The sequence below is a fragment of the Sphingobacterium sp. N143 genome (assembly GCF_030325625.1).
Lineage (GTDB): Bacteria > Bacteroidota > Bacteroidia > Sphingobacteriales > Sphingobacteriaceae > Sphingobacterium.
In genome coordinates, this window is sequence record NZ_JACAIS010000011.1 from 38657 (window position 1) to 61087 (window position 22431).

18 protein-coding genes and 2 tRNA genes are annotated in these 22431 nt (G+C 38.2%); 8 read left to right on the plus strand and 12 right to left on the minus strand.

Annotated elements, in window-relative coordinates; translation table 11 throughout:
• Positions 1-109: 109 nt before the first annotated feature.
• Positions 110-2329 carry an NADP-dependent isocitrate dehydrogenase gene (locus tag HX021_RS19080; RefSeq protein ID WP_286592174.1) on the minus strand — a complete coding sequence of 740 codons (2220 nt, stop codon included), beginning with the start codon at positions 2327-2329 and terminating at the stop codon, positions 110-112.
• A gap of 275 nt (positions 2330-2604) precedes the next feature.
• Between HX021_RS19080 and HX021_RS19085 the strand changes: the two genes are divergently transcribed.
• A complete protein-coding gene (locus HX021_RS19085) occupies positions 2605-3444 on the plus strand; it encodes an aldo/keto reductase (protein ID WP_286592175.1) in 840 nt (279 codons plus the stop codon).
• Positions 3445-3823: 379 nt separating this feature from the next.
• Positions 3824-4459 carry an HdeD family acid-resistance protein gene (locus tag HX021_RS19090; protein WP_286592176.1) on the plus strand — a complete coding sequence of 212 codons (636 nt, stop codon included), beginning with the start codon at positions 3824-3826 and terminating at the stop codon, positions 4457-4459.
• Positions 4460-4537: 78 nt separating this feature from the next.
• On the opposite strand, the gene HX021_RS19095 is transcribed toward HX021_RS19090, so the two are convergent.
• Complete coding sequence (locus HX021_RS19095) at positions 4538-5179, minus strand: peptidylprolyl isomerase (protein ID WP_286592177.1); 642 nt, start codon at positions 5177-5179, stop codon at positions 4538-4540.
• Positions 5180-5444: 265 nt separating this feature from the next.
• Between HX021_RS19095 and mgrA the strand changes: the two genes are divergently transcribed.
• Positions 5445-6476: an L-glyceraldehyde 3-phosphate reductase gene (gene mgrA, locus HX021_RS19100; RefSeq protein WP_286592178.1), complete on the plus strand. Its 1032-nt coding sequence runs from the start codon at positions 5445-5447 to the stop codon at positions 6474-6476.
• A 105-nt stretch (positions 6477-6581) separates the two neighbouring features.
• Here the strand turns inward: mgrA and HX021_RS19105 are convergent, their stop codons facing one another.
• The 4 genes from HX021_RS19105 to HX021_RS19120 form a co-directional block, all read right to left on the minus strand.
• Complete coding sequence (locus tag HX021_RS19105) at positions 6582-7109, minus strand: DUF1697 domain-containing protein (protein WP_286592179.1); 528 nt, start codon at positions 7107-7109, stop codon at positions 6582-6584.
• Positions 7110-7117: 8 nt separating this feature from the next.
• Positions 7118-7417 (minus strand): MGMT family protein, encoded by a 300-nt coding sequence (locus HX021_RS19110; RefSeq protein WP_286592180.1) that lies wholly within the window; start codon positions 7415-7417, stop codon positions 7118-7120.
• Between the two features lie 266 nt (positions 7418-7683).
• A tRNA-Ser gene (locus HX021_RS19115) sits at positions 7684-7771 on the minus strand.
• Between the two features lie 55 nt (positions 7772-7826).
• Positions 7827-8345: a YceI family protein gene (locus HX021_RS19120; RefSeq protein ID WP_286592181.1), complete on the minus strand. Its 519-nt coding sequence runs from the start codon at positions 8343-8345 to the stop codon at positions 7827-7829.
• Positions 8346-8530: 185 nt separating this feature from the next.
• Here HX021_RS19120 and HX021_RS19125 point away from each other — a divergent pair.
• Positions 8531-8604 (plus strand) — tRNA-Arg (locus HX021_RS19125).
• A gap of 143 nt (positions 8605-8747) precedes the next feature.
• On the opposite strand, the gene HX021_RS19130 is transcribed toward HX021_RS19125, so the two are convergent.
• The 5 genes from HX021_RS19130 to HX021_RS19150 form a co-directional block, all read right to left on the minus strand.
• Positions 8748-9110, minus strand: a complete 363-nt coding sequence (locus HX021_RS19130) for a response regulator (RefSeq protein ID WP_286592182.1) — start codon at positions 9108-9110, stop codon at positions 8748-8750.
• Positions 9111-9174: 64 nt separating this feature from the next.
• On the minus strand, positions 9175-10005 hold the full coding sequence (locus HX021_RS19135) for a CheR family methyltransferase (RefSeq protein WP_286592183.1): 831 nt from the start codon (positions 10003-10005) through the stop codon (positions 9175-9177).
• Positions 10006-10380, minus strand: coding sequence for a response regulator (locus HX021_RS19140; protein ID WP_286592185.1), 375 nt, complete (start codon positions 10378-10380; stop codon positions 10006-10008).
• A 14-nt stretch (positions 10381-10394) separates the two neighbouring features.
• Entirely contained in the window at positions 10395-14000 is a 3606-nt protein-coding gene (locus tag HX021_RS19145; RefSeq protein WP_286592186.1) for a response regulator, read from the minus strand.
• Entirely contained in the window at positions 13990-15474 is a 1485-nt protein-coding gene (locus tag HX021_RS19150; protein WP_286592187.1) for a hybrid sensor histidine kinase/response regulator, read from the minus strand. The genes HX021_RS19145 and HX021_RS19150 overlap by 11 nt, the downstream gene beginning before the upstream one ends.
• 224 nt (positions 15475-15698) lie before the next feature.
• Between HX021_RS19150 and HX021_RS19155 the strand changes: the two genes are divergently transcribed.
• From HX021_RS19155 to pdeM, 4 genes are read left to right on the plus strand one after another with little or no spacing between them, the layout of a single operon-like run.
• On the plus strand, positions 15699-16709 hold the full coding sequence (locus tag HX021_RS19155; RefSeq protein WP_286592188.1) for a ligase-associated DNA damage response exonuclease: 1011 nt from the start codon (positions 15699-15701) through the stop codon (positions 16707-16709).
• A complete protein-coding gene (locus HX021_RS19160) occupies positions 16706-18286 on the plus strand; it encodes an ATP-dependent DNA ligase (RefSeq protein WP_286592189.1) in 1581 nt (526 codons plus the stop codon). Before HX021_RS19155 ends, HX021_RS19160 begins: the two co-directional genes overlap by 4 nt.
• A 1-nt stretch (position 18287) precedes the next feature.
• On the plus strand, positions 18288-20753 hold the full coding sequence (locus HX021_RS19165; RefSeq protein WP_286592190.1) for a ligase-associated DNA damage response DEXH box helicase: 2466 nt from the start codon (positions 18288-18290) through the stop codon (positions 20751-20753).
• Positions 20750-21406 carry a ligase-associated DNA damage response endonuclease PdeM gene (pdeM, locus tag HX021_RS19170; RefSeq protein ID WP_286592191.1) on the plus strand — a complete coding sequence of 219 codons (657 nt, stop codon included), beginning with the start codon at positions 20750-20752 and terminating at the stop codon, positions 21404-21406. The genes HX021_RS19165 and pdeM overlap by 4 nt, the downstream gene beginning before the upstream one ends.
• Here pdeM and HX021_RS19175 read toward each other — a convergent pair whose 3' ends face one another.
• Positions 21407-22369, minus strand: coding sequence for a helix-turn-helix transcriptional regulator (locus HX021_RS19175; protein ID WP_286592192.1), 963 nt, complete (start codon positions 22367-22369; stop codon positions 21407-21409).
• Positions 22370-22431: the final 62 nt, after the last annotated feature.

Consider the following 22431-nt stretch of genomic DNA (forward strand, 5'->3'; position numbering starts at 1 on the left):
TATGGAATACCGGTTAGTTTTCATAAATCTGTTTTTCGAACCTACGTATTCCATAAAAAGAAAAGCCTCAGTTTATACAACTGAGGCTTTTCTTTTTATGGAGATCGCCTTATATACTAGCAATTACCTTATTCAACGTCGTTGATGGACGCATCGCTTGGGCTGCCAGTTCATCATTAGGGAAATAGTATCCACCAATATGTTGTGCATGTCCTTGTGCAGCTATCAGTTCTTCATTGATCTTAGCCTCATTTTCGGTCAGTTCTTTTGCAACAGTTGCAAATTGGTTTGCTAAATCAGCATCTTTGGTTTGCGCAGCCAAGGCTTGTGCCCAGTACAGTGTCAAATAAAAATGAGATCCACGATTATCTATTTGTCCCACCTTCCGTGCAGGAGATTTATCGTTTGCTAGGAATTTTTCCGTCGCTTCATCTAAAGTCTCCGCAAGCACTAATGCTTTAGGGTTATTTTGTGTTTGTGACAAATGCTCTAAAGACGCACCAAGAGCCAAAAATTCGCCTAGTGAATCCCAACGTAAATAACCTTCTTGAAGGAATTGCTCAACGTGTTTAGGTGCTGAGCCTCCGGCACCAGTCTCAAATAGTCCACCCCCATTCATTAATGGAACAATAGACAACATTTTAGCAGAAGTCCCTACTTCCAAAATTGGGAATAAGTCAGTTAAATAATCACGTAAAACGTTACCTGTTACGGAAATGGTATCCTCGCCTTTACGGATACGCGCTAAAGAGAATTTCGTAGCCTCTATTGGAGATAAGATACGGATATCTAAGCCCGTAGTATCAAAATTAGGAAGGTATTTTTCTACTTTCTTAATAATTTCTCTATCGTGTGCACGATTTTTATCCAACCAGAATATGGCTGGTGTATCTGATAAACGCGCACGGTTGACAGCTAACTTTACCCAGTCCTGGATTGGCGCATCTTTTGTCTGACACATACGGAAAATATCTCCAGCTTCTACTTTTTGCTCCATGAAAACATTTCCTTCGGCATCAACAACACGGATAAAACCATTTCCCGCTGCTTGGAAAGTTTTATCATGAGATCCATATTCCTCCGCTTTTTGGGCCATAAGACCTACGTTCGGAACTGATCCCATTGTTTTAGGATCTAATGCTCCATGCTCTTTACAGTCCTCTATGGTAGCTTCATAGACCCCTGCATAACAACGATCAGGTACCATGGCAATCGTATCCTCCTCTTGCCCATCTTTATTCCACATCTTACCACCAATACGGATCATCGCTGGCATTGAAGCATCTACAATTACATCAGAAGGAACATGGAAGTTTGTGATGCCCTTATCGGAATTCACCATCGCTAAAGCTGGCCCTTTGGCAATAGCATCATCAATTGCTGCTTTTACTTCAACTTCTTTTGCATGACCTACAATTTTAGCATAAACTTCCCCTAAACCGTTATTTTTGTTAATCCCTAACTCTTTGAACAAATCACCAAACTGCACAAAGACATCGGCAAAGTATGTTTCAACGATTGCACCAAATATAATGGGATCAGAAACCTTCATCATCGTAGCCTTTAAATGCGCAGATAACAATACACCGGCGGCTTTTGTTTCAGCAATCGTATCAGCCACAAACCCTTTTAGCGCATTTAAACTCATGGTAGAAGAATCAATTACTTCCCCAGCCTTCAATGGGGCCAAGCTTTTCAATTCTGTCACGCTGCCCTGTGCATCCACAAATTCAATCCTGAATTGACCAGCATTTTCCACAGTTACGGACTGCTCTGAACCATAGAAATCACCAGATGTCATAGACGCTACTTTTGTCTTGGAATCCTTTGCCCAAGCGCCCATCTTATGTGGATTTGCTTTTGCATAGTTCTTCACGGCTTTAGGTGCTCTACGATCAGAGTTACCCTCACGCAATACAGGATTTACTGCCGAACCTAATACTTTCGCATATTTGGCTTTTATCGATTTCTCTTCTTCAGTCATTGCCTCATCAGGATAATTAGGCACAGCATAACCTGCTTTTTGCAGCTCTGCAATAGCACCTTTTAACTGCGGAATGGATGCAGAAATGTTCGGTAATTTAATAATATTTGCCTCTGCTGTTGTTGCCAATTGCCCCAACTCAGTCAATGCGTCAACAATTTTTTGATCTTCTTTTAAAAATTCTGGAAAGTTAGCAAGAATACGGCCTGCTAAAGAGATATCTCTCAATTCAACTTCGATATCAGCTGTAGCTGTAATCGCCTGAACAATAGGCAAAAACGAATAAGTCGCCAATAGAGGCGCTTCATCTGTTTTTGTCCAAACAATTTTTGATTTGTTTGACATAGTAATCTATTAGAAATATGTTTAATTTTTAATGCTATGTGAAATCACTGAAAAATCTGAATTTCTCAAAATTTCGCCTAAAGATAAGAATTAATGCCATAAACAACGAGGAATTCTGGCCTTTTTGACAATAAAGTTGTGAAAAAAAATATATTTTGGCAATTGAGAATAAGCAGAAAGCTACCAACGACCAGCAGTCCTCCTCTTTACATTTCGGTGACGGGATAATACGAGTTAAATACTACTTTTAGAGCAAACAAAAAATACGATTGACAATGAAATCATTCAAATTGAACAATGGAATTGAAATTCCGGCAATTGGATTTGGGACCTGGCAAATTCCTGATGGCAACGAAGCATACCAAGCCGTTAAAGAAGCAATTACCGCAGGATATACTCATATAGATACTGCTGCCATTTATGGTAACGAAAAAAGTGTTGGCAAAGCTATAAAAGACAGTGGATTGGACCGTAGTTCATTATTTATCACAACTAAACTCTGGAATACCGAACGCGGGTATGAAAAAGCAATCGCTGCATTTGAAAAATCTCTTAACGATTTGCAACTTGACTATCTTGACCTTTATTTAATCCACTGGCCTGCAAATGAGGCTCAATTTGAGAATTGGGCAGAAATTAATGCGGACACATGGAAAGCGCTAGAATACCTGTACCAACAGGGAAAAGTCCGAGCCATTGGAGTAAGCAATTTTCCAAAAGAATATCTAAAAAAATTACTTGAAACAGCGACTGTCGTACCTAGTATTAACCAGATTGAATTCCATCCAGGCTATTTACAAGAAGATACCGTTGCCCTGTGCCAGTCCAATACTATTCTGGTCCAAGCATGGTCCCCACTAGGTTCAGGTAGAATATTACAAAACGAAACATTGCTAAAATTGGCACAGGAAAAGAATACCAGTGTTGGACAGCTTTGTATTAAGTTTGCCTTGTCTCAAGGCATATTACCTTTACCAAAATCTACCAATCCCCAAAACATAAAACGGAATCTAGATATAGACAGTTTTGACTTGACAGAAAGCGACATTCAGAGGATACGTGCATTTCCTGAAATGGGCTTCTCTGGTTCAGATCCTAAAAAAGTAGCATTTTAAATGATATCCAAGACACTGGAGCTTTTTTAATAAAAAGGCTCCAGTTTATATCCTTTCTTTTTTACTTTACACCCTTCCAATTCCCTTCACTACAATTATGCTACTCCGCATAGCACGTGAAACCAACCACCAATGTTATGCCAGTCATTGATATATATGAACACACGGAATACCAGCATTCCCGTGGCTACCATATTTCCTCCTTGTACACAACCGACGATAAACTTAAGCTAAACGAACTGCAAATTGAAAAAAACAGAAAATGAAACCGTGGTGAAACAAAAGATAAACGTAGCTGTTAATACTGCATACAAGCCTCATTAATTTTCTTAAAGAGTTTTTTTTGATTTGAGATTATATAGCATATAACTTATTTATTATGGCAACTTCATTTTTTAAAACGATCAGGACGTCAGTCAAACACTGGTATATTCCCCTCATCATTGGCCTTTTCTTAATACTTTTGGGCTTTTATACTATTTCCACACCTGTAACCTCGTTTCTAACGTTAGCAATTTTGTTTTCGTGGTCATTCATCATTTCGGGAATTTTAGAAATTATTTTCGCCTTGCAAAATAGAGATGAAGTTGAGGGATGGGGCTGGTATTTCACAGGTGGCATTCTTTACACTTTATTTGGGATATTGCTGCTCGTCAACCCATTGCTTTCAGCTAGCACATTGACCTTCATCATAGGTTTCTATGCATTATTTAAATCTTTTCAGTTGCTATCCTTTTCATTTGACCTTAAAAATTATGGCAACAAATCTTGGGCCTGGGTTACACTTTTTGCTATATTAGGGATCGTGTTCAGCTTTATATTACTTTGGAATCCCCTATTTGCGGGATTCTCTTTGGTCATATGGACAGGTATGGCAATCATTACAGTCGGTTTTGCAGCATGCGTACTTGCTTTTCAACTGAAAAGCCTTAAAGATATTCCTAATAAACTATCCAATGATTGGAAGGAGCGCTATGAAAAGCTTAAAGAAGAATTCAATCAACACCATAAATAAAAAATGGGGCTATAAAAAGCCCCATTTTTATTTATCAATTATTCCCAATATCAGTACACTTGATATAAGTGCACTTGCCTAATTGTCAATTTCTAAAACTTTAAAAGGTATTTTTTGGACTGGATAATCCTGTTTATCTGTTTTTACCTGGCTTATTTTTAAAATGACATCCAACCCTTCATAAACTTCTCCAAAAACAGTAAAATCGTGATCAAGTCTAGGTTGCCCGCCTTGGTCAAGGTATTCTTTACGTTGTGCAGCTGTATATTTTATACCTTTTTTCATTTCTAGGCTATCAAGCTCAGCTGCATTGATCTTTTTGCCTACTACAAAATAGATCTGATTGAGAAATGATGCTTTTTCGATGTTTCCATCTCGACCTGCTCCCAATGATCCTATTTTATGAAAAGCTCTTTCATCAAACTCTGGAGCCAGCCTCGGCTTTCGTTTCAAAGAATCCGCAGCCTCACGTTTGGCAATATCCACATCGTGTTCTCCCCCCTGCACAACAAAATTTTCAATAATCCTATTAAATAAAGCATCTTGATAGACACTGTCCCTAATTGACCTCAAAATCAAATCACGATGATTTGGAGTGAAATCATATAAGACAACTTTAAAATTCCCGATTGCGGTTTTGAATAGCAGATGTTTTGTCTGGGCATGGATATTCCCTGCACAAACAAAAAAAAGACTTAAAATAAATAGAACTTTCTTCATGTGTTAATACCTAATTTACCCAAAAATTCCATAAAAATACATTAAATATTAGATTAAGAGACCTCTTTCCCAATCTTTTTCCTACAAGCAGTTCCCTATCACCATTATTGGAAAACAGACCTTTACGATTTCATTGGACAGGTCATCAAGGTCAGAGAAGATAAAAATAAACAGCTCTTAATAAATAGGCCTAGGAAAAAACTCGATAATTAACTTGCAAATAACCGCATTTTATTTTAGTTTGGAATAAACAATTCAAGAATATATGCAGTATATACCGAATCCCGACCGATATCAGCACATGATCTATAATCGCTGTGGTAAATCAGGCCTCCTTTTGCCCGCAATTTCTTTGGGTATGTGGCACAACTTTGGGGATGATATGGCACATCAGACCAAAGTTGAAATCTGTACAACCGCCTTTGATTTAGGGATTACACATTTTGATCTTGCAAATAATTATGGTCCCCCTCCCGGCAGTGCTGAAAAGGCATTCGGGCAAATACTAAAACAACAATTTAATGGCTTAAGAGATGAATTGATTATTTCTTCTAAAGCAGGATATCATATGTGGGATGGCCCCTATGGTGAATGGGGCAGCAGAAAATATATCATTTCAAGCTGTGAACAATCTTTGAAACGTCTTGGTCTAGATTATGTTGATATTTTCTACTCACACCGTTTTGATCCCAATACACCATTGGAAGAAACTATGACAGCCTTGGATCAGCTAGTGCGCAGTGGAAAAGCATTATATGTAGGTATCTCATCTTACAATTCTCAACGAACCAAAGAAGCTTATGCTATTCTAAAAGCATTGGGTACTCCATTTGTTATACACCAGCCAAGCTATTCGATGTTGAACCGATGGGTTGAATCTGATGGATTACTAGATACTTTAGATGAGATGGGCCTTGGTTCTATTGTCTTTTCACCGCTAGCACAAGGCATGTTGACAAACAAGTATCTACAAAACATTCCACCGGATAGTCGTGCGTCTCAGTCCAAATCGCTTCAAACAAAATTTCTGAATGAAGAAAACCAGAAAAATATTCAAGCACTTCATTCCATCGCACAACGCAGAGGCCAATCATTAGCGCAAATGGCAATTGCCTGGGTCTTCCGAAAACAGCAGGTCACCTCTGCCCTTATTGGCGCATCAAAACCGCAACAAGTGATCGACTGTGTCGGTGCTTTGAAAAACTTAACTTTCAGTCCTGACGAAATTCAAGAAATTGATCTATATGCAAAAGATGGACATATTAATATTTGGGCAAAATCAGCAGAGATAGAATAAGACGACAAAAAGCGAACAGTGCCTATACTAAAAAGCGTACCGAACTATTAGCAATGGACTGTACGCTTTTTTTATACATTTTCTTAAAAATAATGATGATGATTGCTATTCCATTTTCTTTAAAATCTTTTCAAACGTATTGACATTCCTGCTAGTAAACTTGTCTTTAAGAGCCTTTTTACCCAGTACCTTTCCAAAAGTTGCATCTAGTGTATTTCCCTTTGGAACCCGCCAATAAAATATATGATTGATGATCTGCGCTTTTTCTCCAGCTATCTTATTTGCTTTGTCAAATTCATGCATTAATAGATCTGCTATTTCTGGAAGACCGACGAAAGTATAAACATGAAAATCAGGATGTTTTTCAAATGGGATGCTGTCCCAAAACAACCTTGTTTCTTCTTGAGATTTGACAAACAAAAAAGCCTCATAAGAAAAGTGTCTTGACATAGCCTCTTCCAACAAAAGTTTTAAGTCAACGACGTCACGTTCTGAGGAGAATACGATATTTCCAGAAGCCAATACCGAACTTACATGGGACATCCCTGCCTCCTGAAAAACCTGACAGACCTCAGCCATTTTCATATTGGTCCCTTTAACATTTACGCCACGAAGAAAAGCACAATATTTCATATAATCAGTCAAATGAGTTCATCCATAGGGTTCCAAAACAAATGTTTAAAATCTTTAATCCTAAGACCGTTAACCACAATACCTTCTCCCATTAATTTAGTTTGAAATTCGGGCACAGATAAGGTACCTCCACTTGAAATGACACGATGTGCAGGAACATCTTTGGGGCATCCTCCCATAGCTTTTCCCACATGACGTGAATGATTTGGGCAACCTAATGCTTTGGCAATAGCACCATAAGTCGTTACTCTCCCCTTTGGGATAAGCCTTGCGATATCATAAACCTGCTGTTTGAATATTTCATCCATAATTGATTCCCCCCTGCTGCTTTTCTGTCATGTCAAAACAAAAAGGCAAATTATTTTACTTCTTCTGATCTTCATTAAAAAAGATATCACTAAATTACAAAAAGCCGATGTAAAACAGACAACATATCTTTTTTTGATTTCGAACTTAAAGAATGTTTAAAAGCCTCTTTCTTCATTAATAGCTTCAAGGTGATAAATTCACTCGGTAAACAGACCTTAAAATTGCCGTTAAACAAAAAAGCCTTTCATTTCTGAAAGGCTTTTCCTGGCGGAGAGTGAGGGATTCGAACCCCCGAACCTGTGACAGTTAACGGTTTTCAAGACCGCCGCATTCGACCACTCTGCCAACTCTCCGCGACAAAAGTACGAATTTTTACTCTCCTGCCAAATTTTATTTTATATATCGTTTTTATTTAGCTTTTATAAACTGAATATCAGCACTAAATTTTACTTCATCGCTCACCATGACTCCACCTGTCTCTAGAGCAGCATTCCAATTTAGGCCAAATTCAGAACGTTTAATCTTTCCCTCCACAATAAAACCGGCCTTTGTATTTCCCCAAGGATCTTTTTGAATTCCTGCAAATTCTAAATCAAACACCACAGGTCTAGTTACGTCACGGATAGTCAGGTTTCCTTTGATCCGCTCATTCTCTAAACTTGTCGCTTCAAAAGTGATCGCTGGATATTTCTCAACATCAAAAAAATCTTCGCTTTTTAAATGTCCATCACGTTGCTCGTTACGTGTATTAATGGATGCAGTATCAATCACTACTTTTGCAAGTGCATTCTCAAATTCATCTCCTTCAGTATCAACATCTATTTTAAAACTGTCAAAGTTTCCTTTAACATTAGTAATCATCATGTGTTTTACTTTGAATTCTATTTCGCTATGTGCAGCGTCTAATTCCCATTTTGTCTGTGCCATAATTTTGTGTTTTTTTATTTGTTTAACAACACAAAGGTAACAGCAGTTTAAAACATTTTGTTTGATCTAGATCAATAAAAATAATCTTATTGAGAGGCAATCACTTATTGAAAAACCATAAAAAAAAACAGGCGATATTTTGGAATTATTGAACAAATGTCTACTTTTGCATTACCGAAAGCGACGCGCCAATAGCTCAGCTGGATAGAGCATCGGTTTTCTAAACCGACGGTCTCAGGTTCGAATCCTGATTGGCGTACAAAAAAGGCCTCTAATTAAAACTAGAGGCCTTTTTATTGTTACGCGAGTTATCAAAATAATCAAGCATAAACAATAACAATAAATACCGCCGATAAGAATTTGTGCGCGATACTTATTGTTCTTTAGCAATTGTCTATTAGCTTAAATATATTTATTGACGATATCTTCCAGATCGTCCAGATCAAACGGTTTTGATAAAAAATCGTCCGCACCGGCTTGGGCTGCCAATGTCTGAATATCATTATTGGCGGAAACATAAATGACGGGAATATGTTTAAATCTATCATCAGCCTTCAAAAGCCTGGTCGCTTCTACCCCACCAATGTTAGGGATCCAATTGTCCATTAAAATAAGATCCGGTTCTGTGGATTCCACCTTTTGAATAATATCATGAGAAGTCTCGGAAACTTCCACTCGGAACCCCAAATCTGTCAATACTACAGTTATGACTTCCAAAATTATTGTATCATCTTCAAATATTAATACCGTTTTTCTTTCGCTCATATATTTTAATTTTAGTCCCTTTCACTAGTCTATAAAACAGCCTGTACTATTTAAATAAACCATTTTATAAAGGATAAAGTTTTTTCCAAATTTTTTGATCACCAATGGCAGTATAATTATGCTGAATACCTGAAAAGCGAATAGTCTCCTTACTACCTAAAGCCAAATATCCTAAATTTTCAAGGCTTGCATCAAATAAATGAAAGACACGCTCCTGCAATTCTTTGTTAAAATAAATCAATACATTCCGGCAAATAATCAGCTGAAAGCTATTAAAGGAAGTATCAGACACTAAATTGTGTGCTGATAGGATCATTTTTTGTTTTAGTTCAGCATTAAATTTTACCCAGTCATAATTTGCTGTATAATAATTAGAAAAGTCCTCTTTTCCACCAGATTCAATATAACTCTCCGAAAACGATTTAATATGACGTAATGGATAAATACCCTTTTTCGCAATTTCAAGAACCCTTGGATTAATATCAGTAGCATAAATCAAGGATTTATGAAGAATATGGGCTTCTTTAAGTAAGATTGCTATCGAATAAGCTTCCTCTCCACTGGAGCATCCCGCAACCCAAATTCGAATCAATGGATAGGTCCCCAATTGGGGTAAAACTTCTTCCCGCAATTGCTTAAAAAACAAAGGATCCCGAAACATTTCGGTTAAATTGACCGTGATCTCTTCAATAAAATGTTGTAGAAATTCTGTATTATCTTTCAGCGCAAATCTGAGTTCTGCAAAACTTGCAAATCGATCGTTGGTCATAATTCGATTGATTCTCCTTTTTATGGAAGCTCGACTATATTGCATAAAGTCATAACCATAACGTTGGTAGATATCTTCCAGCAAAATATCTATCTCATCATCTTTAATTATATTATGCCCCAACATTTAAATGAATCGTTCTATTTCAATCAACAACCTGTCTACATCTATGGGTTTGGATATATAGGATTGAGCACCAGACGCCAAGCATTTCTCCCGGTCACCACTCATGGCTTGAGCAGTTACCGCAATGATCGGAATATCCGATATGATGGGCGAATTACGGATCAAACGAATGGCCTCATATCCATCTATTTCTGGCATCATCATATCCATCAAGACCAACGATACCTTATTATCTTTGTCTTCCAATAAACGAATCGCCTCGAGCGCCATCGAGCAGCTCATTACCTGATATCCTCTTGTCCTGAGCGTTAGACTCAAGGCAAAAATATTTCTGCTATCGTCGTCTACAATTAAAATTAACTTATTCTGATTCATTCAATATGTCATTATTAACTTTCATATAGCCACACACGTAAAAGCGACAAAAGTTGATCAATATCCACAGGTTTTGAGATGTAATCCGAAGCCCCAGCCTGAATGCATTTTTCCCGATCACCAATCATGGATTTGGCAGTTACAGCAATAATTGGTAAAGTAGAAAACTTAGCGATCTGCCTGATATTCTTAATCGTTTCATAACCATCCATCTCAGGCATCATCATGTCCATCAATACAATATCAATCGAATCCCCAGAGCCCAAAAGAGCGAGGGCCTCTTTTCCATCCATTGCAGGGATAACCTGTACTTGAAATTTCTCCAATGCTTTTGTCATTGAAAATATATTGCGTACATCATCATCGGCTATTAGCACCTTTTTACCTTTCAAAACATCAATCAATGATCCCAATCCATTATTTCTTTTCTTGGTTTCATCTGAATTATTGACCTCAATCAAGTGTAGAAATAACCCAACCTCATCCAAAATCCGTTGGTAAGAATGAGCTGTTTTAACCACTACTGAGTCGGCATATTTCTTAATCTTGAGCTCTTCAGCTTTCGACAGATTCTTACCCGTGAATATGATAATAGGTAAATTTTCTAAACCTTCGTGGTGTTTAATGGCATCCAAAGTATTATATCCCATCTCATCAGGTACTCCCATATCTAAAATCACACAATCCACTCCCGCTGTCTGCAAAGCAATAATACTATCATTTACATTATCCTTTACTTCAAGGGAAATATTAAAACTACCTAAAAAATAAGCTAATGCGCTCGCATGTTTAGGATTCTCTTCTATGATTAGGACTTTCTTTGGAGACTGACTCAAGGCGGATTCAATCTTTTGAAACACAGAAGTCATCTGCTCCAGGGCAACGGGTTTATTGATAAAATCAATTGCACCCTTCATCAGGCTTTCTTTCTTAACCTCCAGAGAAGACATAATATGAACCGGAATATGTCGCGTGCTCTTGTCGGCCTTTAATTCATCCATCACTGCCCATCCATCCATAATCGGTAATTGTATATCTAATAAAACTGCCTTCGGCTGGAATTTCCTGGCCGCAGGCAAGGCATGATCACCACGGACAACAACCACCGCTTTATACTGTTGACTATGCGCATATTTCAAAAGTGCTTTCGCAAAATTAATGTCATCTTCTACAATCAGGATTACCTTATCTCCTGTAAGAATATGGTCTCTGTCATCCGGTAGTTCTTCTGGAATACGTATTGTTGCTGGATCATAGCTATTCTCCATGACAAGTTCTTTCACTTCATCAACTTCCAATTGGATCTCTTCCACGAGCTGTTGTTCCTTGGTTAGGATTTCACCAACTTCTGTCTTATATTTTGGGATACAGAATAGAAAAACACTTCCTTTGCCCTCTTCACTTTCGAGCTTAATTTCTCCACCCAGTAGGCGTGCAATCTCCCGGCTTATCGATAAACCTAGCCCCGTTCCACCATATTTTCTTCTGGTCGAACCATCTGCTTGCTGAAAAGCTTCAAAAATTATTTTTTGTTTTTCCAGCGGAATCCCTATGCCGGAATCTACTACAGCAAAAACCAGCCTATTATCATCAGATGAATCCTCATATATGTCTAATCTGACTTCACCTTTCGCAGTAAATTTAATGGCATTGGACATCAAATTACGTAACACTTGATCTATTCTCAGCCGGTCACCCTGAAAATTATGATTAATTTTCGGATCAATATTTATATTGAATGCTAATTTCTTTTCATGAATGATTGGCAAAAACAAATTACTGAGGTCTTCTACGATATCATCCAGATTCAAATTAGTGTACTCTAAGGTCATCTTACCAGATTCTATCTTAGAGAGATCCAATATTTCATCGATCAGTGTTAGTAAGCTTGTCCCTGAACTTTGAATAACTTTTGCTGATTCTATCTGATCCACATTTAGGTTTTGTTCGGTATTCTCTGATAATAGGCGAGATAAAAGCAAAATCGAATTTAATGGTGTACGCAGCTCGTGAGACATATTTGCCAGAAATTCAGATTTATACTTTGTACTCAATGCAAGTTCTTCCGCCTTCTGTTGAATTTCAAGGTTCCTTTCCGCAATCATCAAATTTTTATCCTCAAGCAATTTTGAGCGTTCTTCCAATTCCTGATTGGATTGCATCAATTCTTCATGTTGTACTTTAAGTTCCTCCTCAGACGACTGTAAGCGCAGGGTCTGTGCTTCTAATTCAGTATTTAAGTTTTCAAGTTCGGCATGCTGTGACAATAATTCTTCAGATTGAACTTGAGTTTCTTCTAAGAGAGACTGGATTCTTGCCCTACTTTTTGCAGAAACCAACGCAATTCCAAGCTGTCGGGCGCATTCAGTCAAAAACTTTACTTCTACCTCTGAAAATGTACGCATATGACCTATCTCCAAAACACCAAGGACTTGATCTTCGAATACGATTGGTACAAAAATGAGATGCGGAACATGGATCTTGCCAGTGGCACAGCTTATTGTATAATCCGTAGAATTTATATCAGTCAATAATTTTGTCTCTATATCTGAGTAGACTTGTCCCACGTATCCTTCTCCTGGATAAAATGATGTTTGTGACTTGACATCCAGTCCATACGAACTAGATAAATCGAGCTTCTCTTCATTAACAATGTAAATTGCCCCCGTAATGGCCTCAATATATTTCACGAGTGCTTTTATGGAGTAGGAAGTGATGTTTTTTTCGGTTTTATTACCCACTAAACCTGTATATAGATTTGCATATCCAGTATGTAACCAGTCATTTTCCTTAAGTTGCTCAAAAGACCGCTTCAAAGATTTCGCCATGCGGTTAACGGATTTTGCAATCGCACCAAGATCATCATCATGAAGATCGATCTCCCCAGTTGTCACTTCATAATCTCCCAAGGCAATACGATTTGTAATTTTTTGCACCAGCTCCAACCGTCTCGAGGTCCCTTCGTCTTTTTCTCGTAAAGACTTTTCAAGCTCTGAACGCTTATGAAAATCATCCTTCAACTTCAAGTAAAAATATGCAGTGATAATCAAAGAAAGCAATGCGCTGATAACTATAAATAAAGTGGCTTTTAAAGATGAACCGTCCAAATTAGCCGATTTTTCATCGATACCCCGGTCTTCATGCAGGACAATATCTTTGATAAGAACCCGACATCTATCCATTGCCATCCTACTCACTTCCAACTGATCCATAGGTACAACACCGCCTTTTCTTTTGATATCTATAGATTGCCTTAACACATCTAAACGCCTACTAGAAGCCAACAATAAACTATCTACACGTACCATTTGCACGAGATCATGTTTAGTCAACGCCTTCATTTCTTTTAGTTCCCCAGGTAAACTTTTCAATGCCAGCTCAAAAGGTTCCAAATATTCACTATTACCGGTAAGCAAATAGCCCCTGTTCCCGGTTTCGGCTCCTTGTAATGAATTAAGAATCATATTTGCCAAACCGATAATTCGTCGGGTTTTGGACAATTCTTGACGATGTTTATTTTGTTCCTGAATACTTATATATGAAATTGTAGAACTTAAGAGCAATACAAATAAGGAAAATCCTACTCCAAGTTTTAAATTGTTCATCGTCTTATTTGACATCTGTTACTGGATTTAGTGGTAAGGTAAAATAAAATGTAGCTCCTTTTCCAGCTGAGCTTTCTACAGCTATCTCCCCCTGATGACTACGGATAATCTCCGAACAGATATAGAGTCCTATGCCCAATCCCTGAAAATCAAATGAAGTTTCTTCTACCCGGTAGAATTTATCAAAAACTTCTTTCTGTTTATTTGCTGGAATCCCTATTCCAAAATCAATGACACTGACTTTAACAAAATCATTGATCACAGTACATTGCACGATCACTTTTTCAGTTCCAGCAGCGTATTTATAAGCATTTGTTAGAAAATTGACCAAAACCTGTTCTAAACGGATTTCATCCCCGTAAACCATTAGTCCTGAAATATCTCCTTCTCGATAAAGGTTCATATTACTTTGGTCATGTGTCTGCACGATAGAATCGATCGCGTTCTGAACCATATGCTCAAGCAAGAACATTTTCTTATTTATACCCAATTTACCATTATCAATTTTTGATAAGTCGAGCAGATCCGTAATCAAACTATTGAGTTTTTCAACTTGTCCTTGCACACGGCTTACATATTTAGCTTCCGCACATTCCCGGTCCAATTTTAACTTACGATCCAATAGTTGCATATAGGCTTTAATACTTGTCAATGGGGTTTTGAGTTCATGGCTAGCGATACTCAAAAATTCATCTTTTTCCTTTTCAGCTCTTTTCTGCGCATCGATGTCCGTAAAAGTCCCAATCCAATTATTTTTGCTATTTTCCAGAATTGGCCATACACGTAGCAGCTGATAAGAATAATCCATTACATCCCGCTTCCTGATTCTCACCTCCATCTCAAGCGGTCTTCCGAATCCAAGACTTTCATTCAGCGCAGTAGCAATAGGCATGTCGTCTGGGTGGGTTTCTGGGAAACTGGAGGCACTGTCCGAAAACTGAAACCAGCGACCATTGACAAAATCTATATTTCCTTGGTAATCACAGGAAAAAGCAATCTGCGGCAGGGATTCCAATAAAGTATGTAAATAATCAACCTTAGATCGGAGTTCCTTTTGAGCTTGTTTGCGTCGCTCGACCTCCAATTCTAATGTTTGCTGAATCTCTTTGAGTGCCTGAGTCTGCTCATACAAACGATAGAATGTCTTCACCTTCAACATCAGGATGTCTGGATCCACCGGTTTGGTGACATAATCCAACCCTCCCGAGTTATACCCCTTCGTAATAAAACGTTTATCCGTATTGACCGCTGATAGAAATATAATTGGAGTCTCTTTCGTTTTACTGAATCCAGCAATATTTTCTGCAACCTCAAAACCATCCATGTCCGGCATTTGAACATCCAAAATAATTAAAGCGTAATTATGCTTTAATATCTTTTTTAAAGCTTCCTCTCCTGAATGAGCAGTATCCACTTTAAAATTCTTGGATTCCAATAATTTTTGTAATGAGAAAATATTATCAGGGTTATCATCAACTATTAATATCATAGAGCACTAAAACTAAGGATCAACATAAACAAATGTAAAAAAATTAACTGAATACAGCCTATATTCATCAAGGTAATCGTACAGGATAAAAATGAAAAAAACATAACAATAGCTTATTGAACAAAATATCTTTTAATAAGCGCTGACATAAATACCCAAAACTTTAAATCGATCTCACCTGTTTGAATATTAAACTATAAGTAATACTTACCTGCATAAAAAGTATGATTCAATTTACATCAAAAGGCATTTACTGTATTCCTGGCAACTTCTATCTTGATCCTTGGCAACCAGTAGACTTGGCTATTATTACGCATGGTCATGCGGACCATGCCCATTTGGGTATGAAAAATTATCTTTGCCATCATTCGACAGTCGGAATCCTTCAAAGAAGAATTGGCCGCGACATACAAGTTCAGGGTGTGGCATACAATGATCCCATCCATATCAATGGAGTCAAGGTATCTCTCCATCCTGCTGGACATATTATTGGTTCTGCACAGGTACGCATAGAATATAAAGGTAAGGTGCTGGTTTTTACAGGCGACTACAAGCTTCAGGATGACGGCTTGTCTATTCCTTTTGAGCCAATTCAATGTCATGAACTTATTACAGAAAGCACATTTGGTCTACCAATATATCGCTGGGATCCAATTACCACTCAAAATGATCGTCTGAAAAACTGGATCTTAAGTAATCAAAGCAACAAGAAGACTTCAGTCCTCATAGGCTATTCGTTGGGGAAATCACAACGAATTTTAAATGCAGTTGCTGATATGGGAACAGTATATGTACATGAGAGTATCGCTAAATTAAATGAAGTCTATACAAATGAAGGAATAAAGCTACCATCCTATCAGGTCATCGACTTAAAGATGGACACAAAGCATCTGGAAAGACAGATTGTCTTGCTACCACCTGCATTGCTCGATACAAGACTCATACAAAAAATACCTAGTTTAGCTTATGCCATCTGCTCGGGATGGATGCAAATTCGCGGCGCACGAAGATGGCGCAGTGCAGATGCGGGGTTTCCCATAAGTGATCACGCAGATTGGGATGGCTTACTTCAAGCCGTCAGAGAAAGCAATGCCGAAAAAGTATATGTCACTCATGGACAAACAGCGGTATTCGCAAAATATCTCAACGAGATTGGCATCCAGGCCGAAGAAGTCAAGACTGATTTTGGCAATGAAGAAGATATACAAACAGTCTTTACAGAAACACAACCATGAAAACATTTGCTACATTGATCACTGCCTTAGACAGCAGTAATAAGACCACTTTGAAAAAAGAGGCCATAATTCAATTCTTGACACACGCTACTGAAAAGGACAAACTTTGGTTCTTGGCATTAATGACAGGAAAAAGACCAAAACGAAGTATTGCTACCAAGGATCTTAAAATATGGGTATTAGAGATAACGGGTATTCCCGATTGGTTACTTGTTGAATCCTACGCCGCTGTAGGAGATCTAGCCGAGACTTTAGCATTACTTTTGCCTCCACCATTAGAAAAATCAGATAAAAATCTGAGTGACTGGATGGAAGACATTTCCATATTACAACATGCTTCAATTGAGGAAAAGAAAAGCTTTGTACTTTCATCATGGAATGCATTGAACACCATGGAACGTTTTATTTTCAACAAACTACTTGGTGGCAATTTTCGTATCGGTATATCATCTAAGGGATTAGTCAACACGCTTGCGCAACACTTCGGCATTGATGCCGATATTATTGTACACAGTATCATGGGAGAATGGAATCCATATGAGTTTGAATTTGAAAAACTCATAAAGGGCGAATATAGCGATACCTACCTCTCTAAACCTTATCCTTTTTGCTTAGCCTATCCAATCGAAAAAGAATTGGAACAGCTAGGCTTAGTGCAAGAATGGCAGATCGAGTATAAATGGGATGGAATACGCGGGCAATTCATCAAACGGGAAGGTGAAATTTTTATATGGTCAAGAGGAGAAGAAATTATTTCTTCCCAGTTTCCTGAAATAACAGCGGCATTGGCCCAGTGGAAAGAAAATATGGTCTTAGATGGCGAAATTTTGGCCTATAAAAATGGACGGATATTGAATTTTACCGAATTACAAAAACGTATAAACCGTAAGGTTATTTCCAAAAGCCTACAAACTGAAATCCCAGTTCAAGTATATCTATATGATATACTTGAACTGGAACGGGAGGACCTTCGCCCCCTGCCACTTCAGCAAAGAAGGCATATTCTAGCGCAGTTAATTAAGCATAATAACCAGCCAACACTACAATTGTCACCACTCATTTCCCCTACCAATTGGACAGAACTGAGAGGTATTCAGGCCACAGCCCGGGAGATAAACAGTGAGGGTATTATGCTCAAAAAGAAAGATTCTATTTATGATGTTGGACGAAAAAAGGGTAACTGGTGGAAATGGAAAGTTAATCCCATGACTCTTGATGCAGTATTAATCTATGCCCAGAAAGGAAGTGGCCGAAGAAGTGCACATTATACTGACTATACCTTTGCGATAAAAGATGGGGATGACCTAGTCACCATTGCTAAAGCTTATTCTGGACTTACAGATAAAGAAATTATAGAGGTAAGTCGGTTTGTCAGGCAAAATTCCCTGGAAAAATTCGGACCTGTTCGAACCGTCAGGCCGGTATTGGTTTTCGAAATCGCTTTTGAAGGAATAGGTTATAGTAAAAGGCATAAATCTGGTGTTGCTTTACGCTTTCCACGGATTTTACGCTGGCGCAAAGACAAAACGGTAACCGACATTGATACATTGGACAACATTAAAAAACTGATACAATAAATTGAAAGATAAACTACAAGATAGCATTGGATTTCAAATCGCAAGACAGTACTTTGATTCCAAAGGAAACATACCCTTCGACTTTCAGATCAAGACCTGGGAAAAATATGCTTTAGGTTATAGTGGCATGGTCGTAGCGCCTACTGGATTTGGAAAAACTTTTTCTGTATTTATAGCGGTATTGATTGACTACATGAATCATCCTGAAGATTACCAAAAAGGACTAAAGCTACTTTGGGTTACTCCCTTACGATCATTGGCCAAAGATCTTGCAAAGGCAATGCAGATGGCCATCAATAACATCGGTTTAGATTGGATAGTACAGGTTCGCAATGGCGATATTGATCCAAAAGTAAAAGCACAGCAAACTAAAGCTATGCCTGATATTCTCTTGGTGACACCTGAAAGCTTACATCTATTATTGGCCCAAAAACAGCGCGATAGACATTTCAAAAGCTTACGTTGCATTACCATAGACGAATGGCATGAATTGATCGGAAATAAACGTGGAGTAATGACAGAATTAGCTTTATCTTATTTAAAGTCAAAACAAAAAGGCCTTCGTATATGGGGAATTACAGCAACCATTGGAAACTTAGATGAAGCTTTGAATGTATTACTGCCAACAGAAAAAAAACGTTACAAGGTCGTTGCCAAACAAAAAAAGAAAATTGACATTCGATCAATATATCCCCACAAAATAGAACTCCTTCCCTGGGCAGGGCACCTCGGTGGTAATTTAGTTGAGCAAGTTGTTCCTGTTATATTGAAAAGTAAAAGCACGATACTTTTCACGAATACGCGCAGCCAAAGTGAAATGTGGTATCAATTATTGCTACAAGCACACCCCGATTTTGCGGGTCAAATTGCTTTGCACCATAGTTCAATCGATGCGCGTATTCGTGAATGGATTGAGGACAGTTTGAGTACCGGCAGGCTTAAAGCCGTGGTTTCCACCTCTTCTCTTGATCTTGGCGTAGATTTCAAACCCGTAGATACGGTTATTCAAATCGGATCAAGCAAAGGGGTGGCCCGATTCATGCAACGCGCAGGACGAAGTGGGCATAGCCCTTTCGAAACTTCCACGATCTATTTTGTACCTACCCATTCATTGGAGTTAATCGAAGTCGCAGCCTTAAAGGAAGCCGTCAGAACGCAAACCGTAGAAAATCGCGAACCTATGGTTCAGACATTTGATGTCCTTGTACAATTCATGGTAACAATTGCACTCGGAGGTGGCTTTTGGGAAGAAGACCTTCACAAAATCATCAAAACAACACATGCTTTTCAGTTTATGGAGCTAGAAGAGTGGCAATGGTGCATGTATTTTATCACCAGCGGAGGAAAAATTGGAAAACGCTACGAAGAATTTCACAAAGTAATTCAGGAAGAAGACGGTTGCTGGGTTGTAAAAAATAAGCGCATCGGTTTACTCCACCGTTTAAATATAGGTACCATTGTGGGAGACGCTATGATGCGCGTAAAATTTTTATCCGGTGGATACATTGGTATGATTGAGGAGTATTTTATCAGTAAAATAAAAAAAGGTGAACGATTTATTCTGGCGGGTCGAATACTTGAACTCATCATGGTAAAGGACATGACCGTATTTGTAAAAAATGCCTCCGGTAAAGCGATTACTCCAAGCTGGTTGGGAGGAAGGCTTCCTTTATCTTCAAACTTAAGTTATTTTTTGCGGAAAAAGCTTGCCGCAACAAAAAGTCAAAAAGCCACAGAGCAAGAATTGCATTTTCTGAAACCTTTGATCCAAAAACAACAGACACTTTCTATTGTACCCGACGAATCACAATTTCTGATTGAACATATCAAAACACCAGAGGGACATCATCTTTTTTTCTATCCCCTGGAAGGTAGGTTGATCCATGAAGTAATGGCGGCATTGGTCGCTTATAGGATCAGCAGGTATTACCCTATCAGTTTTTCTATGGCCATGAATGATTATGGGTTTGAGCTTTATTCGGATCAGGCGATTCATTTAGATCAACATCTTTTAAAAGAGATCCTAAGTAGAGAAAATCTTTTACCAGATGTAATCAGTAGCATCAATTCAGCTGAAATCGCCAGTCGCAAATTTCGTGACATTGCAGTCATCGCAGGACTGGTCATTCAAAATTATCCCGGAACACGGCAAAACAACAAGTCACTACAAGCTTCTTCAGGGATCATATTTCGTGTGCTAATGGACCATGACCCAAACAATCTCCTGTTAAAACAAGCCTTTACAGAAGTTTTCAATCAGCAATTGGAAGAATACCGACTCATACAAGCTTTTGAAAGAATCAATAATAGCGAGATCTGTTATACCTTTGTCGAAGAGTATACTCCATTAAGTTTTCCCATCAAGGTGGACAGCTTGCGTCAGTCATTATCAAGTGAAGCGCTAGCAGAACGTATCAAACGAATGGAAAACGGCAATATTCGAAAAAAAAGAAAAGGAAAAAAATGAATATAAAGGAACATAAAATTACGTTTAATAATCAGGAATTACTGCTCAATAATCAACGTACCATATATTGGCCAGCGGAGAATGCCTTAATTCTCTCTGATTTACATCTTGGTAAAGCTGCACATTTTAGGAAACACGGAATTCCTATTCCAACAGAAACCTCCACCTCTGATTTGCAAAGGCTCGCCGATCTGATAGACCATTACCAAGTGACCAACTTATTGGTTGTGGGTGACCTCATTCATGCCGGCATCAACTTAGAGGTAGAGCTTTTGAAAAAGTTTACACAGGCATACCCTCAACTCATCGTCCATCTTATTGCCGGTAACCATGACAAACAGGTGAAAAAATTAGTGGATCAATTGGGACTAATCTATCATTCAGATCAATTTGAGCTGATGCAGATTCACTTTCAACATCAACCTTCCAGTGACAATACATTTTTTAATATCAGCGGGCACATTCATCCGGGTATAAGTATACTGCTCCCACCTAAAAAACAATTGCGTTTGCCTTGTTTTTGGGTATCGGAGAAGCAGATTATACTTCCTGCATTCAGTAAGTTTACAGGTCTGGATAGCAGGGAGATGCCTGCGACATATTGCTGTTATGCAATACAGGATGATTTACTTCTACCAATAACTAACAGATGATTACATTTTAAGCTCACCAGGTGATATGCCATAATACTTTTTAAAGGCGCTGCTAAAATTATTTTGATGTCCATACCCTGTGAGCAGTGCAACTTCATATACCGTCATTTTATCTTCCAACAAATAGCTTTTGGCTCTTTCCATTCTTATTCTGGTCAGATAGTCATGAATGGTCACTGAAAAATACTCTTTAAAGTCTTTTCTTAATTTGCTCTCGCTTGTCAACACCTCGGCAGCCAGCTCCTTTTGGGTAGGTGGATTTGCAATACGTTGCTCTAGAATCTGACGAGCTAGTTCCAAACGTTGGATATCATCTTCATGAAACAAGGAATCAGCTTGATCATGTTTATCGTTGTATTGTTCAAATTGATACATTAAGAGCTCAACTATGCGAGATTCTGTATGAAGTCGACGTATTTCACCTTTCTTTTTAGACTCCGTCAATTCAGCTATGGTATGTTGCATTTCGTAAGTCGCCATAAGATCCTCTTCTGAAAAGGAAACATATTCCCCTTTTTCAATTTCATTGACAAATTGTTGATGCAACAACGAATCCCGTTTAATCAGATTAAGGTAATATTCTTTCGATATGACAGCGATGAAATAACTGTATTCTATTCCGGGTTCAACTTCATGTTTCCATTTTGCTGAGGGAATATACCGAATATTATGCCGACTCATTCCAAAGGGAAGCTTACTATCCGCGGGTTTAAAAAAAATAAATTGACTCGTAATCGTTTCACCTTCTATTTCAGTCAGGACTTCTACAGGTCTATCGAACACCATTTTCGAGTGCAATACAAATAAGCCTGATGTGGAAAGTTGGAAATTTTCCATATGAACAGGTCCCATCTGAATAGAAACTTTATGCTCGACTAATGGTTTGTCAGGTACATAGCTATCTGGAATTTCTTCTTCAAAAAGCCAATCTGCCAACTCTACTATTTTACTTTTCACCAACATGATTACAATCCAAAATAAGCCCGAAGTGGTTAAATTTAATCAATTAAGATTGCATCTAAAAA